Below are 13,445 nucleotides of genomic sequence, written 5' to 3' on the forward strand. Positions count from 1 at the left end.
GCCGCCGGCCTGTTTGTCCAATCGCTCTGCCCGACAACTTGATCGAGGCTGTCTATCATCGAGGCGCTCATGCGTTGTTCGGCAATATCAACAGCCGTTCGCCGGCAGCCAGTTCCTGGCGCTGCAGAACAAATGCCGGCATCTGTGTCGCGCTGATCGCCTTGCTGAAATACCAGCCCTGGATCACCAGTTCGCGGGAGGACTGCAAGGCGTCGTACTGCTCCCGGGTTTCCACGCCTTCGACGATGATGTCGAGGTCGAGGGTTTCGCACAGCCGCAGCATGCCGCTCAGGACCCGTGCGCCATTGGCATGACGGTGGGCGACGACAAAGCTGCGGTCGATCTTGATGCCATCGATCCTGAACTGGTGCAGGTAGCTCAGGGCCGAATAGCCGGTGCCGAAATCGTCGATGTACAGTTTGGCGCCGAAGCCGTGCAGGCCTTCGATCAGGCGGTGGATCAACTGCACGTCGCCGACCAGCGCATCCTCGGTCAACTCGACGGAAATCCGCCCGTGGGCCTGGGCGAGAATCTCCAGCAGGCGTTCGCCGTGCTCGGGCGTGCTCAGGGTCGCGGCCGTGACGTTGATGGTCATCGGCAGTTCGAAGCCGATCTTCTGCCAGCGCCGATATTGCTCCAGCGCCTGGGAGGCGACCCACAGGTCGACATCGGCCATCAGGTTGGCCTGGGCCAGCCATCTGAGAAATTCCCAGGGCTGCTGGGCACGGCCGTCCTTGTCACGGGCACGCATCAAGGCCTCGCAACCGATGCACAGGCCGCTCACCTTGGATATCTGCGGCTGGAATTCCAGGTGGAATTCGTATTCGCTGATGAGCCGGATACGTTCCAGCTCCTCGGTGCGCCGGGCCTCGTTGCGGTGCGCGGCGACCACCGGGTCGAGCTCGAACAGCCGACCCTTTTCCTCGAGGCTGCGAAAGGTAGTGTCGAAGGACCTGATGTAGATGTTCTGCTCTTCGGCCTGTTGGCGATGCAGGGCAATCACATACGGCGCGTACACCAGGCAGCCGACGGCGACGAGTACCAGTTGCAGGACCACGGCCGCCCAGTCGCCGTTGGTGCTCAGGTAGGCATTGAGCAGCACCGGCGAAGTCAGCGGCATGCCGGTCACCACCGGCGCGACCCAGCCGGCCTGCACGGCCGCCACCGCCAGCACGGTATTGAGCATGGGCGCGATGAGAAAGGGCAGGAACAGCCTTGGGTTGAGAATGATCGGCAGCCCGAACAGCAGGATCTCGTTGACATTGAACAGCGACAACGGCGTCGCGGCCAGGGCCAGCAGGCGCAGGGAGCGGTCGCGGGAAAACAGCAGGATGGCAACGATCAGCGACAGCGAGGCGCCGGAGCCGCCGGTGAAGGCGAAGCAACCCAGCAGGCCGCTGTTGAGCGCATAGCGGGCCGGCTCGGCGGCGGCGACGTTGAGCTGGTTGACCGTCACCGCCAGGTCAAGGACGTCGAACAGCGGCTGCATGGCATGGGCGCCGTGGATGCCGAAGAACCACAGCATCGAGTTGGTCGCGCTGATCAGCAGCCCATAGCCATAGGGATGGTCGAGTGCCGTCAGGTCGAAGGGCACCTGCATCTGGGCGACGCTGGGGATCTCCAGCAGCAGCGACAGCACCATCACCAGCATCGCCGCGGTCAACAGACCCGGAATCACCACATTGATGCTGTCGCGCACGTTGTAGCCGACCACGTTTTCCCGTACCAGCCGCAGCCAGGGCTGGCGGTAGAGCCGGGCAATGATCGGCACGTTGACCAGCGGCGAGGCGATGGCGATAAACAGCACCAGCGTCGCGGCGGCGCGGGGATAGTCCTGCAGCAGGTAGATCGCGATCACCACATGGGTCAGGCACAGGAACGCCACCGGCACCTGCGGCAAGCGGTAGCGGATCGCGAGCATGTAGCCGATCGAGGCGGCGACCAGCAGGGGCAGGGTGCCGCTGATCTTCTCGTGCAGCCCGGCGAGGAAGTCCACCAGCTCATCCGGCGCGCCCAGCAGCCGGGCACACACCGACAGCACGAGGAAGGCGGCCGAAACCAGCAGGCACGGCAACAGCCAGAGCAGCCCTTCGCGAATGGCCCGCAACGAGTCGGCGCCGGCCAGCGCCGCCAGGCGATTGGTCAGGAACAACTTGAAGACTGACTGTGACATTGTCCAACCCCTTTAGACTTTCAGTCTTGATGGGGCATATGGCCATCAGGCTGGTCCCCTGGACGCGAGCATATCCCGAGATGCCCCGAAAAGGCCAAGCCGCCGATGGAAAAAGCCCCGAGGCCAAAGGCGCTCGGGGCTGCTCGGTGGGAGTCCGGCAAGGATGTCGCGACCACCTGATCGATTTCAGTAACGCATCTGGCCGTAAGGTGGCGTGTTGGCGTTCTGGCCGCGGTTGTAACCGACGGCGAAGCCGTAGTTGTAGCCCGCCGCGTAGCCGGCGGCATAGGTATTGCGCCCGGCTGCATAGCCGTCCACCTGTCCCGCGGTGTAGCCGGCATGGAAGCCCGCGGAATAACCGGTGGGCCTGACGGCAACGTTGGTGCTACAGGTGTACCGGCAAAGGGGCGCGGCGTGGCTGGAGGTGGCGATCAGCGGGCAGGCTACGCCCATCGCGATCAGCATGGCCACGGCAAATCCCCTTTTGCGGGGCCGGGTACGCAACGCCCTGGCGTGACGGGAACAGTCCGACGGGCAAAGAGCGATAGCAGTCATTTCAGTATTCCTCCGGATCAAGCCGATGCGCTTCGATGGAAGCCAGAACGGCTTTTGTGCTAGTTGTTGAAAATAACCCCATCGTCCTGCTCGCTGACGCTGGCGTCTTCGCTGACGCCGGCGGTATAGGCCCCATTGGGAGAAATGGCGTCGGCACAGTCGTTGCCACCGGCTCCCAGGGGGCTGATTGCCAGGAGGGTGCCGCCGGAGCTGTGGTAAGTGAAGGCTTCGCTGACGCCCGCCACTTCACCGCAACCGACGATGATGCCGTTGTCGGAGATGGCCTTGGCGGTGGCTCTGGCGCTACCGGCCAGGAGTGGGACCGGAATCCCGTTGGTACCGGTGGCGGGGTCCCAGAAGAACCCGGTGGTAAAGCCGCCGGATTTCAGCCGGTTGCCGGCGATCTGCCCTGACGCATTCATGGCGACCCCGGAGTTACGCAGCGAGGTGTTGCCGTTGATGGTCAGCATCACCGTCGGCGCGCTGGCACCGCCGGCCGGCCACTGCACGGTTTTATAGGTATCGGGTACGTAATAACAGGTACCGAGGATTTTTCCGCTCAGATTGATTTCACTGGCGACGCAGTAGCTGGCCCCACTGGGCACAGGCAGCACGGTATAGCCGGAGCTGGCATTGGCCCAGAGCACGGCGCGGTTTTTCCCCGAACCACCTGTACCGGCCGGACAATTGCCGATAATCGCTGGCGTTGCCGCATCACTGATGTCCGCCGGACTGCAGTTGCTGACCGAGCCGAGCAGCGGTGGCAGCAGGCTGTTCGCGGCCCCGGTGGAACTCCACACCACCGGCGTGGCTTCACCGGTGGGGCTGATACTGATGCCCGCCACGACACCCGCGAGGTTGACGGCCGCCGCCTCGGTCTGCACGTCGGGTACCAGGCGCAGGCCGGCGAGCAGGGGCAGCGGTTGCAGTTGCTGAGGGGGCGCGGTGAGATTGTTGACCGACCATTTGACCGCCTGGTTCACTTCGAGACTGTCTTCACAGGTACCGACGATCACGGCCGTGCTTGCTGGGGCATTGCTGATTGCACCGGCGGCACAGGCTCCCGGGTCTCCACTGGCGGAGGTGAACAAGGGCGGGAGAGCCGTTGCCCCGCCAGACAGAGTGTCCACCAGCGCTGACTCGAAAAAACCCACCGACATGGATTTGCCCACAAAATAATGATAATCGTTGCCCGCGGTGAAGCGGCTGCTGAGAACAGTGGAATTGCTGGCGTTATCGTTCCAGGTGGCAGCCTGGACCACTGTCGCGAGGTTGACACTCGCGACCACCAAGCCGAGTGAGGTAACAAGACGAGAGGGGAGTTTCATAACGCTTCTCCTTGCGATGATGAGTGTGCGCGCACGATCTATGCGCGTCCTTACCGTACCCCTCGGTTCATCGCGCCGGTAACTGTCAGAAATGACAGTTCCTTAGAGCATTTCGAAGCTGATGAAATATCTTGTAACACTATCGCCGGGTGTTATTTGTGGACGAAAAAAAGCCCCGCGACCGAAGGGGCGCGGGGCCGAAGCGGTTGGAGGGGCATCCAACCAGGAGAGTTTGAATCAGTTACTGGCGACGGTCTGCGGCGCGTAGCCGCCACCCAGGGCCTTGTAGATCGCGACGATGCCGCGATACAGGTCGGTCTCGGCCTGGGCCTGGCTGTCTTCGGCGGCCAGGCGTTCGCGCTGGGCATCGAGCAGTACCAGGAAGTCCACGGTGCCTTCGCGGTAGCGGATCGCGGCCAGGTCGGCGGCGGTGCGGCTCGACTCGCTCTGGCGGATCAGCGAGATCAGGCGTTGCTGACGCTTGCCGTAGTCACTGAAGGCGTTCTGCGATTCTTCCAGGGCCAGCAGCACTTGCTGCTCGTAGGTAGCCAGGGCGCCTTCGGCTTCGGCATTGGCGCCGCGCAGGCGGGCCCGCACGCTGCCCAGGTTGAACGCCGGCCAGGTGATGCTCGGGCCAAGGGCCCAGGCATTGGCGGCCGAAGAGCCGATCTGCGAACCCCGTCCGGCGGTAAAGCCGAGGAAGCCGCTGAGGCTGACCCGTGGGAACAGGTCGGCCTTGGCCACGCCGATCCGCGCGGTGGCGGCGGCCAGCTTGCGCTCGGCGCTGAGGATATCCGGACGGCGTTGCAGCAGCTCACCCGGATTGCCGATGGCCAGGGCCTTGGAGATCGCCGGCAGGTCCTTCGGACTCAAGTCCACCGACAGCGTATCCGGGCGCTCGCCGAGCAGGGTAGCGATGCGATTGCGCTCGCGGACCTGTTCGGCCTGCAGTTGCGGCACGCTGGCTTCGACCGCCGCGAGGCGGGCATCGGCACGGACCACATCGAGCTGGTCGCCGACCCCTGCGTCACGCAGGCTTTCGGTGATGCCCTTGGATTCCTGCTGGTTCTTCAGGTTGGCCAGGGCGATCTTTTCCCGCAATTGCGCACCGCGCAGTTGCCCGTAGGCATCCACCAGCTCGGCAATCATGGTCACCTGCAACTGGTACAGATCGGCTTCGGCCGACTGCTGGTCGGCGTCGGCGGCTTCCAGGCTGCGCTGGATACGGCCGAACAGGTCGACCTCCCAGGCCATGTCCAGGCCCAGGTCATAGCGTTCGCTATTGACCCGGCTCTCGGTCTGGCCCGGTACCTGGCCCTTGCCCAGATCGGCACTGGCACGGCTGGTGATGGTCGGCATGGCGTCATCGCTGACGTCATCGCGGATCGCCCGCGCCGCTTTCAGGCGGGCGAAGGCGACGCGCAACTCACGGTTGCCGGCCAGGGACTGGGTCACCAGCTTGTTGAGGGTCGGATCGTCGAACTGCTGCCACCAGATACCTTCGAAGCGGGCGCGGTCGAAATTCTTCTGGCCGGCGCTGCCATCGGTGGCGGCGGTGATGTTCGCCGCCGCCGTGTCAGGGGTCTTGTAGTCCGGGCCGACGGCACAGGCGCTCAGCGCCAGTACCAGCAGGCTCGGGAGAAAGGCCTTCATACTGCTCATTGTTGCGCCTCCAGCTTGAGGGCCCGGGCTGCCTTGCGAGCTTCACTACGCTCGACAGAGCGGCGGATCAATACATAGAACACAGGGGTCAGCAGCAGACCGAAGAAGGTCACGCCGAGCATCCCGGAGAACACCGCCACACCCATGGCATGACGCATCTCGGCACCGGCACCGCTGGAGAACACCAGGGGTACCACACCCATGATGAACGCGACGGAGGTCATCAGGATCGGCCGCAGACGCAGGCGGCAGGCTTCCAGTACCGCGCTCAGCGGATCGAGGCCTTCTTCCTGCTTGTCCTTGGCGAACTCGACGATCAGGATCGCGTTCTTGCACGCCAGGCCCACCAGTACGATCAAGCCGATCTGGGTGAAGATGTTGTTGTCGCCACCGGAGGCAATCACCCCGGCAATCGCCGACAGCAGGGTCATCGGTACGATCAGGATCACCGCCAGCGGCAGGCTCCAGCTTTCATACAGTGCCGCCAGTACCAGGAACGCCAGCAGTACGCAGAGCGGGAACACCAGCAGTGCGGTATTGCCCGAGAGGATCTGCTGGTAGGTCAGGTCGGTCCACTCGTAGGTCATGCCGTTGGGCAGTTCGTCCTTCAGCAGTTTCTCGATGGCCGCCTGGGCCTGGCCGGAGCTGTAGCCCGGTGCCGCGGCGCCGTTGATTTCGGCGGTGATGAAGCCGTTGTAGTGCATCACGCGGTCCGGCCCGGAGGTGTCGCTGACCTTGATGAAGGTCGCCAGCGGGATCATCTCGCCCTTGTTGTTGCGTACTTTCAGCTGGCCGATCTGGTCGGACTCGAGGCGGAACTGCTGTTCGGCCTGGACGTTGACCTGATAGGTACGACCGAAGCGGTTGAAGTCGTTGGCATACAGCGAACCCAGGTAGACCTGCAGGGTGTCGAAGATGTCACTGACGGCCACGCCGTGGGTCTTGGCCTTTTCGCGGTCGATGGCGGCATCCACCTGCGGCACGTTGACGGTGTAGCTGGTGAACAACCCGGCCAGCTCCGGCACGCTGCGGCTCTTGGTGATGATGTTCATCGTTTCCTTGTACAGCTCTTCATAGCCCAGGTTGCCCCGGTCTTCGATCTGCAGTCGGAACCCGCCGATGGTGCCCAGGCCTTGTACCGGCGGTGGCGGGAAGATCGCCATGTAGGCTTCCTGGATCCCGGCGAACTTGCCGTTCAAGGCACCGGCGATGGCGCCGGCCGATTCACTCGGGTCCTTGCGCTCGTCGAACGGCTTGAGGGTGACGAACACGATGCCGGCGTTCGGGCTGTTGGTGAAACCGTTGATCGACAAGCCGGGGAAGGCCACCGCGCTTTCCACGCCAGGCTGTTTCAGGGCCAGGTCGGACATGCGCTTGATCACGTCTTCGGTACGGTCCAGGCTGGCCGCGTCCGGCAGTTGGGCGAAGGCCACCAGGTACTGCTTGTCCTGGCCTGGCACGAAGCCGGTCGGGGTGCTGGAGAAGCCGAGCCAGGTCAGGACCATCAGGCCCGCATACAGCACCAGGGCGACGCCGCTGACCCGGATGACACGGGTCACGGCGCCGACATAACCATGGCTGGCCTTGTCGAAGAAGCGGTTGAACGGACGGAACAACCAGCCACCCAGCAGCGCGTCGAGAACCTTCGAGAAGCGATCTTTCGGGGCGTGGTGGTCCTTGAGCAATACCGCGGCCAGGGCCGGCGACAGGGTCAGGGAGTTGAACGCCGAGATCACGGTCGAGATGGCGATGGTCAGGGCGAACTGCTTGTAGAACTGGCCGGTCAGGCCGGAGATGAAGGCCGCCGGGATAAACACCGCACAGAGCACCAGTGCCGTGGCGATGATGGGGCCGGTCACTTCACGCATGGCACGCTTGGTGGCTTCGATCGGGCTGAGGCCCAGGCCGATGTTCCGCTCGACGTTTTCCACCACCACGATGGCGTCGTCCACCACGATACCGATCGCCAGTACCAGGCCGAACAGCGACAGCGCGTTAAGCGAGAAGCCGAACATGTGCATGATGGCGAAGGTACCGATCAGCGATACCGGTACGGCGACCAGCGGAATGATCGAGGCACGCCAGGTCTGCAGGAACAGGATCACCACCAGGACCACGAGGATCAGGGCTTCGAACAGGGTGTGCACCACCGCTTCGATGGAGCCGCGCACGAAGATGGTCGGGTCGTAGACGATGCTGAAGTCCATGCCTTCGGGGAAGTCCTTCTTCAGCTCGGCCATCTTGGCGCGCACTTCGTTGGAAATCTCGATGGCGTTGGAGCCTGGACGCTGGAAGATCGGGATCGCCACCGCCGGCTGGTTGTTCAGCAGCGAGCGCAGGGCGTACTGGCTGGAGCCGAGCTCGACCCGGGCGATGTCCTTGAGACGGGTGATTTCGCCGTCGTCGCCGACACGGATCACGATGTTCTCGAACTCTTCCTCGGAGACCAGGCGGCCCTGGGCGTTGATCGACATCTGGAAGCTGGTGGCGGTAGGCGCCGGAGGCGCGCCCAGTTGACCGGCCGCGACCTGGCGGTTCTGCTCGCGAATGGCGTTGACCACATCGGTGGCGGTCAGGTTGCGCGAGGCGGTCTTGTTCGGATCGAGCCATACCCGCAGGGAGTAGTCGCCCATGCCGAACAGCTGCACGTCACCGACACCGCCCAGGCGGGCCAGCTCATCCTTGATATTGAGCAAGGCGTAGTTGGACAGGTAGAGCATGTCGTAGCGCTTGTCCGGCGAGGTCAAGTGCACAACCATGGTCAGGTCGGGCGAGGCCTTGTCGACGGTGATACCGATACGGGTCACTTCGACCGGCAGTTTCGGCTCGGTCCGGGTCACGCGGTTCTGCACCTGCACCTGCGCGTTGTCCAGGTCGGTGCCCAGGGCGAAGGTGATGGTCAGGGTCAGCTTGCCGTCGGCGGTGGACTGCGAGGACATGTAGAGCATGTTCTCGACGCCGGTGATGGCCTGTTCCAGGGGCGCGGCCACGGTTTCACCGATGACCTTGGGGTTGGCGCCGGGGAAGTTGGCGCGTACCACCACGGTCGGCGGAACCACTTCCGGGTATTCGCTGATCGGCAACTGGAACAGCGAGATCGCACCGGCGATCAGGATCAGCAGCGAGAGTACCGCTGCGAAGATCGGTCTTGATATGAAGAACTGGGAAAAATTCATCGTGTGTATCCCTTAACCGCGTGGAGTCGCTGCGGCCAGCTTGTTAGCCTGGGCCGGAGCGCCTTTGGCCGGCGCAACCTGCTGCAGGTTGCTGGCTTCCAGGGCTTGTCGTTGTTCTGCCAGAGCGGCGAGGGTTTCCTTGCTGGCCATCGGGATCACTTCAGGATCCACCGGCGAGCCCGGACGCACGCGTTGCAGGCCTTTGACGATGACGGTGTCATCCTTGTTCAGGCCGCTGCGCACGATCCGCAGACCTTCGATTTTCGGGCCCAGCTCGACCGAGCGGTAGGCGGTCTTCTTGTCGGCGTCCATCACCAGCACGAACTTCTTGCCCAGGTCGGTACCGACCGCTTCGTCGTTGATCAGCACGGCGGCGTAGGTGCCGCTGCCGACCAGCTTCAGGCGGGCGTACAGGCCGGGGGTGAAGCTGCCGTCGGTGTTGTCGAACACGGCGCGACCGCGGATGGTGCCGGTGCGCGGGTTGACCTGGTTGTCGACGAAGTTCATCTGGCCCAGGTGCGGGTTGCCGGTTTCGTTGGACAGACCGAGGTAGACCGGGGTGGTGGCGCCGCGCTTGCCCTGGCGAGCGAGCTGGGTGTACTTGAGGTAGACCCGCTCGTCGGCGTCGAAGTAGGCGTAGACCTTGTCGGTGGAAACCACGCTGGTCAACGGCGTGACATCGGCGGTGACGATGTTGCCGGCGGTTATTTCGGCACGGCTGACACGGCCGCTGATGGGCGCGGTGACGCGGGTGAAGCTCAGGTTCAGGCGAGCCAGGTCCAGTTGCGCCTGGGTCGCATCGACCGCGGCCTTGGATTCCTGGGCGGTGCTGGTGCGGGTGTCGGCCAGTTCGGCGGAAATCGCGTTGCTGGTCAGCAGGCGCTTGCCACGCTCGGCCTCGTTGGCGGTACGGCTGGCAGTGGCGCGGGTCTGCTGCAGTTGGGCTTCCAGGCGATGGACTTCAGCCTGGTAGGGGCGGGGGTCGATCTGGAACAGCAGGTCGCCTTTCTTGACCAGCGCACCTTCGGTGAAGGCCACCTGATCGATCTGGCCGGAAACCCGCGGGCGGATTTCCACGGTTTCCGGGGCTTCGAGGCGCCCGGTGAACTCGTCCCATTCATTGACGGGCTGTTCGATGACCTTGGCCACGCTGACCTTGGTTGCCGGCATCGCACCACCTGCCGCCACGGGCGCTTTGCCGCAGGCACTCATCACGACGACTGCCAGGGCAGCCAGGGGGAAGCGCAAAAGTTTAAGTGACTGTTCCATGGGGGGAGTCCGCCAATCTATTGAGATGGGCGGATCATGCTGTGGGCGTTGATCGCACACGAATCGAATGAAGCGAAGGTAACTATCATCCGGAATGATATCAAACCGAATCCAGCCCACTAGCATGCGCCTTCCGTTAGCAGCCTATCCATTACAGAAAGCGCAAATCACTGTTGCCGGGAATGCAACAGCGCGTCACGGCGCTGATCCTACGCCGGCCGATCCGAATATTCAGAATTATCCGATGATGGATGGGAACACGGCCTACATCGCTGGCAATACGGCTCAGTACAATTCAGCCACACGGAAATGCTGATTCAGACCCCGACACGCGAGTTGTCGGGAGGGCCCGACTTTGCCCGCGGCAGGGGCAGACAAAAATAATTACCGAGGATTCTCCATAATGGTTCAACTCGACTTCTACGGCACGCTGGTGGCCGCTTCCCTGGTGTTGCTGCTGGGCCGTGGACTCTGTAGCCGCGTCGGTTTTCTGCGCACCTACAACATTCCCGAACCCGTTGCCGGCGGCCTGGTGGTGGCGCTGTTGCTGTTGCTCCTGCGGGTAGCGTTCGACTTCAAGGTAGGCTTCGAGACCTCGATGCAGGCTCCGTTGATGCTGGCTTTCTTCGCTACTATCGGGTTGAACGCCGACTTCACCAGCCTGAAGAAAGGCGGGCGGGTGCTCGGGACTTTCCTGTTGGTGGTCGTCGGCTTGCTGGTGGTGCAGAACGCCCTGGGCGTGTCACTGGCCGCCGCGCTCGGCCTGGATCCGCTGATGGGCTTGCTGGCCGGTTCCATCACCTTGTCGGGTGGTCACGGCACCGGCGCGGCCTGGAGCTCGGTGTTCGCCGAGCAATACCGCGTGATGTCCGCCGCGGAGCTGGCCATGGCCTCGGCGACCTTCGGCCTGGTCTTGGGTGGCCTGATCGGGGGACCGGTGGCCAGGTTGCTGCTCAAGCGCGTAAAGACCCAGGGGGTGGCCCAGGAAAACGTGGTCCTGGGCGTGCCGAAGGGCTTCGAGCAGCCCGAGCGCGAGCGGATGATCACGCCGGGCTCCTTTATAGAGACACTGGCGTTGATTGCCATCAGCCTGTTGGCCGGCACCTTCCTCAGCGATCTGATCAAGGGCACGGCCCTGGAGTTGCCGACGTTCGTCTGTGTGCTGTTTGTCGGCGTGGTCTTGCGCAACGGTCTGTCGGCGCTGGGCTGGCATGAGGTCTTCGAGCGCGAGGTATCGGTGCTGGGCAATGTCAGCCTGTCGCTGTTCCTGGCCATTGCGCTGATGTCGCTGAAACTCTGGGACCTGGCGGCGCTGGCCTTGCCGATCTTTATCCTGCTGACGGCCCAGGCGGTACTGATGGCGCTGTTCGCCATCTTCGTCACCTTCCGCGTGATGGGCCGCAACTACGATGCCGTGGCCCTGGCCGCCGGGCACTGCGGCTTCGGCCTGGGGGCAACGCCCACGGCGATCGCCAACATGCAGGCGGTGACCCAGCGCTACGGCCCGTCGCGGATCGCCTTCCTGGTGGTGCCCATGGTCGGGGCGTTTTTTATCGATATCGCCAATGCCATCGTGATCAAGCTGTATCTGGCATTGCCGTTTATCGGCAGTGTCTCCTGACGGATCGCTTCAGAACTGCACGCCCAGTTCACGCAGGCGCTGTTGCGTGGCGTCTGCGGACACGTGATGAATACCTTGCCAACCGAGGGCGATGGCGGCCTCGACGTTGGTCGCGACATCGTCGATAAACACCAGCTCTCGCGGCTGGATATCCGGCAGATGCGCGCGAACCTGGCCCAGGCTCAGCTGGTAGATCCGCGCGTCGGGCTTGATCTGCTTCACTTCGCCCGACACCACGATGTCACGGAAGCACTGCAGGAAGGGATAGTTGGCGCGGGCATAGGGAAAGGTTTCCGCCGACCAGTTGGTCAGGCCGAACAACGGCATGCGCGCTTCATGCAACGCTTCCAGGATAGCCACGCCGCCGGGCAGCGGCCCGCGCAACATCTCGTGCCAGCGGTCGTAATAGGCCCGGATCAGGGGTTCGTGTCGCGGGTGTCGGGCAATCAGGGTGCGGGTGGCTTCGGCCAGCGTGCGGCCGGCGTCTTGCTCGGTATTCCATTCCTGGGTGCAGATATTGTCCAGGAACCACTGCCTTTCCTGTTCATCGGCGATCAGCTGGCGATACAGGTGCTGCGGACTCCAGTCGAACAAGACACCGCCGAAATCGAAAACCACTGCGCGAATCGTCATGCGTATCCTCCATGGGGGGCGAGCACCTTATCGTCAGAGACTGTCCGGATCCCCGCAGAACATCTGGATCCGCGAGCGCAACCAGCGTTCGCCCGGGTCGTTGTCCTGGGAGCCGCGCCAGGCCATGTGCAGTTCGAAACTCTGCACCGGCAACGGCGGGTCCTCGGCGCGCACCCCGCCAGCGGCGGTCAGGGCGTCGGCAGTGTAGTCCGGCACGGTGGCGACGATATCGGTGCCGCTGATCAGGGTGCTCAGGCCGTTGAATTGCGGGACCGCGAGCACCACATGCCGCTTGCGCCCGAGTTTTTCCAGTTCGGTATCGATAAAGCCGCTCAGGTCGCCGGCAAAGGATACCAGCGCATGGGGCCGCGCACAGAAGTCGTCCAGCGACAGCGGGCCGGGCATGCTGTCGGCGCGCAGCAGTTTCGGCGAGCTGCGCCGCAGCACCTTGCGCTTGGCGTTGGCCGGCAGGTCGGTGGTGTAGCAGACCCCGATGGAGATCTCGCCGGAACCCAGCTTGGCCGGGATCAGCAGGTAGTTGACGCGACGGATCACCAGCACGATGCCCGGGGCCTCGGCCCGCAGGCGCTTGAGCAACTGCGGCAGCAGGGCGAACTCGACGTCGTCGGACAGGCCGATGCGAAACACCGAGGTACTGGTCGCCGGGTCGAACTCGGAGGCGCGGCTTACCGCGGTGGAAATCGAATCCAGTGCCGGCGAGAGCAGGGCGAAGATCTCCACGGCGCGGGCCGAAGGCTCCATGCTGCGGCCGGTGCGCACGAACAGCGGGTCATCGAACAGGCTGCGCAGGCGCGACAAGGCCGCACTGATGGCCGGCTGACCGAGGAACAGCTTTTCCGCCGCCCGGGTTACGCTCCGTTCGTGCATCAGGGTTTCGAAGACAATCAGCAGGTTCAGATCGACGCGGCGCAGGTCGTTACGGTTCATCGGGCTCGCTTCACAGGTCGGTCAATAACGAATGAGGTGAATCTTACGGGCAAAGGCGCCTGATTCGCACTGGAAAAATG

General features: G+C 63.6%; 9 protein-coding genes. 1 reads left to right on the forward strand and 8 read right to left on the reverse strand.

What is annotated here, in order from left to right; genetic code table 11:
• Positions 1 to 67: 67 nt before the first annotated feature.
• From KI243_RS15605 to mexE, 6 genes are all read right to left on the reverse strand, one after another.
• Positions 68 to 2,173 (reverse strand): EAL domain-containing protein, encoded by a 2,106-nt coding sequence (locus KI243_RS15605; RefSeq protein ID WP_177107874.1) that lies wholly within the window; start codon positions 2,171 to 2,173, stop codon positions 68 to 70.
• A 186-nt stretch (positions 2,174 to 2,359) separates the two neighbouring features.
• Positions 2,360 to 2,728 carry a hypothetical protein gene (locus KI243_RS15610; RefSeq protein ID WP_177082367.1) on the reverse strand — a complete coding sequence of 123 codons (369 nt, stop codon included), beginning with the start codon at positions 2,726 to 2,728 and terminating at the stop codon, positions 2,360 to 2,362.
• A 59-nt stretch (positions 2,729 to 2,787) separates the two neighbouring features.
• Complete coding sequence (locus KI243_RS15615) at positions 2,788 to 4,056, reverse strand: HAF family protein (protein WP_212811114.1); 1,269 nt, start codon at positions 4,054 to 4,056, stop codon at positions 2,788 to 2,790.
• Positions 4,057 to 4,293: 237 nt separating this feature from the next.
• Complete coding sequence (locus KI243_RS15620) at positions 4,294 to 5,718, reverse strand: TolC family protein (RefSeq protein ID WP_177082371.1); 1,425 nt, start codon at positions 5,716 to 5,718, stop codon at positions 4,294 to 4,296.
• Positions 5,715 to 8,894 carry an efflux RND transporter permease subunit gene (locus KI243_RS15625; protein WP_212811115.1) on the reverse strand — a complete coding sequence of 1,060 codons (3,180 nt, stop codon included), beginning with the start codon at positions 8,892 to 8,894 and terminating at the stop codon, positions 5,715 to 5,717. Before KI243_RS15625 ends, KI243_RS15620 begins: the two co-directional genes overlap by 4 nt.
• A gap of 12 nt (positions 8,895 to 8,906) precedes the next feature.
• Positions 8,907 to 10,163 carry a multidrug efflux RND transporter periplasmic adaptor subunit MexE gene (gene mexE / locus KI243_RS15630; RefSeq protein ID WP_177082375.1) on the reverse strand — a complete coding sequence of 419 codons (1,257 nt, stop codon included), beginning with the start codon at positions 10,161 to 10,163 and terminating at the stop codon, positions 8,907 to 8,909.
• Positions 10,164 to 10,566: 403 nt separating this feature from the next.
• On the opposite strand from mexE, the gene gltS reads away from it, so the two are divergent.
• A complete protein-coding gene (gene gltS, locus KI243_RS15635) occupies positions 10,567 to 11,784 on the forward strand; it encodes a sodium/glutamate symporter (protein ID WP_212811116.1) in 1,218 nt (405 codons plus the stop codon).
• Between the two features lie 9 nt (positions 11,785 to 11,793).
• Here gltS and KI243_RS15640 read toward each other — a convergent pair whose 3' ends face one another.
• Together KI243_RS15640 and KI243_RS15645 are read right to left on the reverse strand one after the other, a co-directional pair.
• Complete coding sequence (locus KI243_RS15640; RefSeq protein ID WP_212811117.1) at positions 11,794 to 12,417, reverse strand: HAD family phosphatase; 624 nt, start codon at positions 12,415 to 12,417, stop codon at positions 11,794 to 11,796.
• Between the two features lie 33 nt (positions 12,418 to 12,450).
• A complete protein-coding gene (locus KI243_RS15645; RefSeq protein ID WP_017127249.1) occupies positions 12,451 to 13,365 on the reverse strand; it encodes a LysR family transcriptional regulator in 915 nt (304 codons plus the stop codon).
• Positions 13,366 to 13,445: the final 80 nt, after the last annotated feature.

The sequence above is a fragment of the Pseudomonas sp. Ost2 genome, assembly GCF_018326065.1.
Lineage (GTDB): Bacteria > Pseudomonadota > Gammaproteobacteria > Pseudomonadales > Pseudomonadaceae > Aquipseudomonas > Aquipseudomonas gingeri.

Excerpts from the sequence above, each read along its gene's own strand:
- KI243_RS15605 (WP_177107874.1), bottom strand. The coding sequence starts at position 2,173 with ATGTCACAGTCAGTCTTCAAGTTGTTCCTGACCAATCGCCTGGCGGCG.
- KI243_RS15610 (WP_177082367.1), bottom strand. The coding sequence starts at position 2,728 with ATGACTGCTATCGCTCTTTGCCCGTCGGACTGTTCCCGTCACGCCAGG.
- KI243_RS15615 (WP_212811114.1), bottom strand. The coding sequence starts at position 4,056 with ATGAAACTCCCCTCTCGTCTTGTTACCTCACTCGGCTTGGTGGTCGCG.
- KI243_RS15620 (WP_177082371.1), bottom strand. The coding sequence starts at position 5,718 with ATGAGCAGTATGAAGGCCTTTCTCCCGAGCCTGCTGGTACTGGCGCTG.
- KI243_RS15625 (WP_212811115.1), bottom strand. The coding sequence starts at position 8,894 with ATGAATTTTTCCCAGTTCTTCATATCAAGACCGATCTTCGCAGCGGTA.
- mexE (WP_177082375.1), bottom strand. The coding sequence starts at position 10,163 with ATGGAACAGTCACTTAAACTTTTGCGCTTCCCCCTGGCTGCCCTGGCA.
- gltS (WP_212811116.1), top strand. The coding sequence starts at position 10,567 with ATGGTTCAACTCGACTTCTACGGCACGCTGGTGGCCGCTTCCCTGGTG.
- KI243_RS15640 (WP_212811117.1), bottom strand. The coding sequence starts at position 12,417 with ATGACGATTCGCGCAGTGGTTTTCGATTTCGGCGGTGTCTTGTTCGAC.
- KI243_RS15645 (WP_017127249.1), bottom strand. The coding sequence starts at position 13,365 with ATGAACCGTAACGACCTGCGCCGCGTCGATCTGAACCTGCTGATTGTC.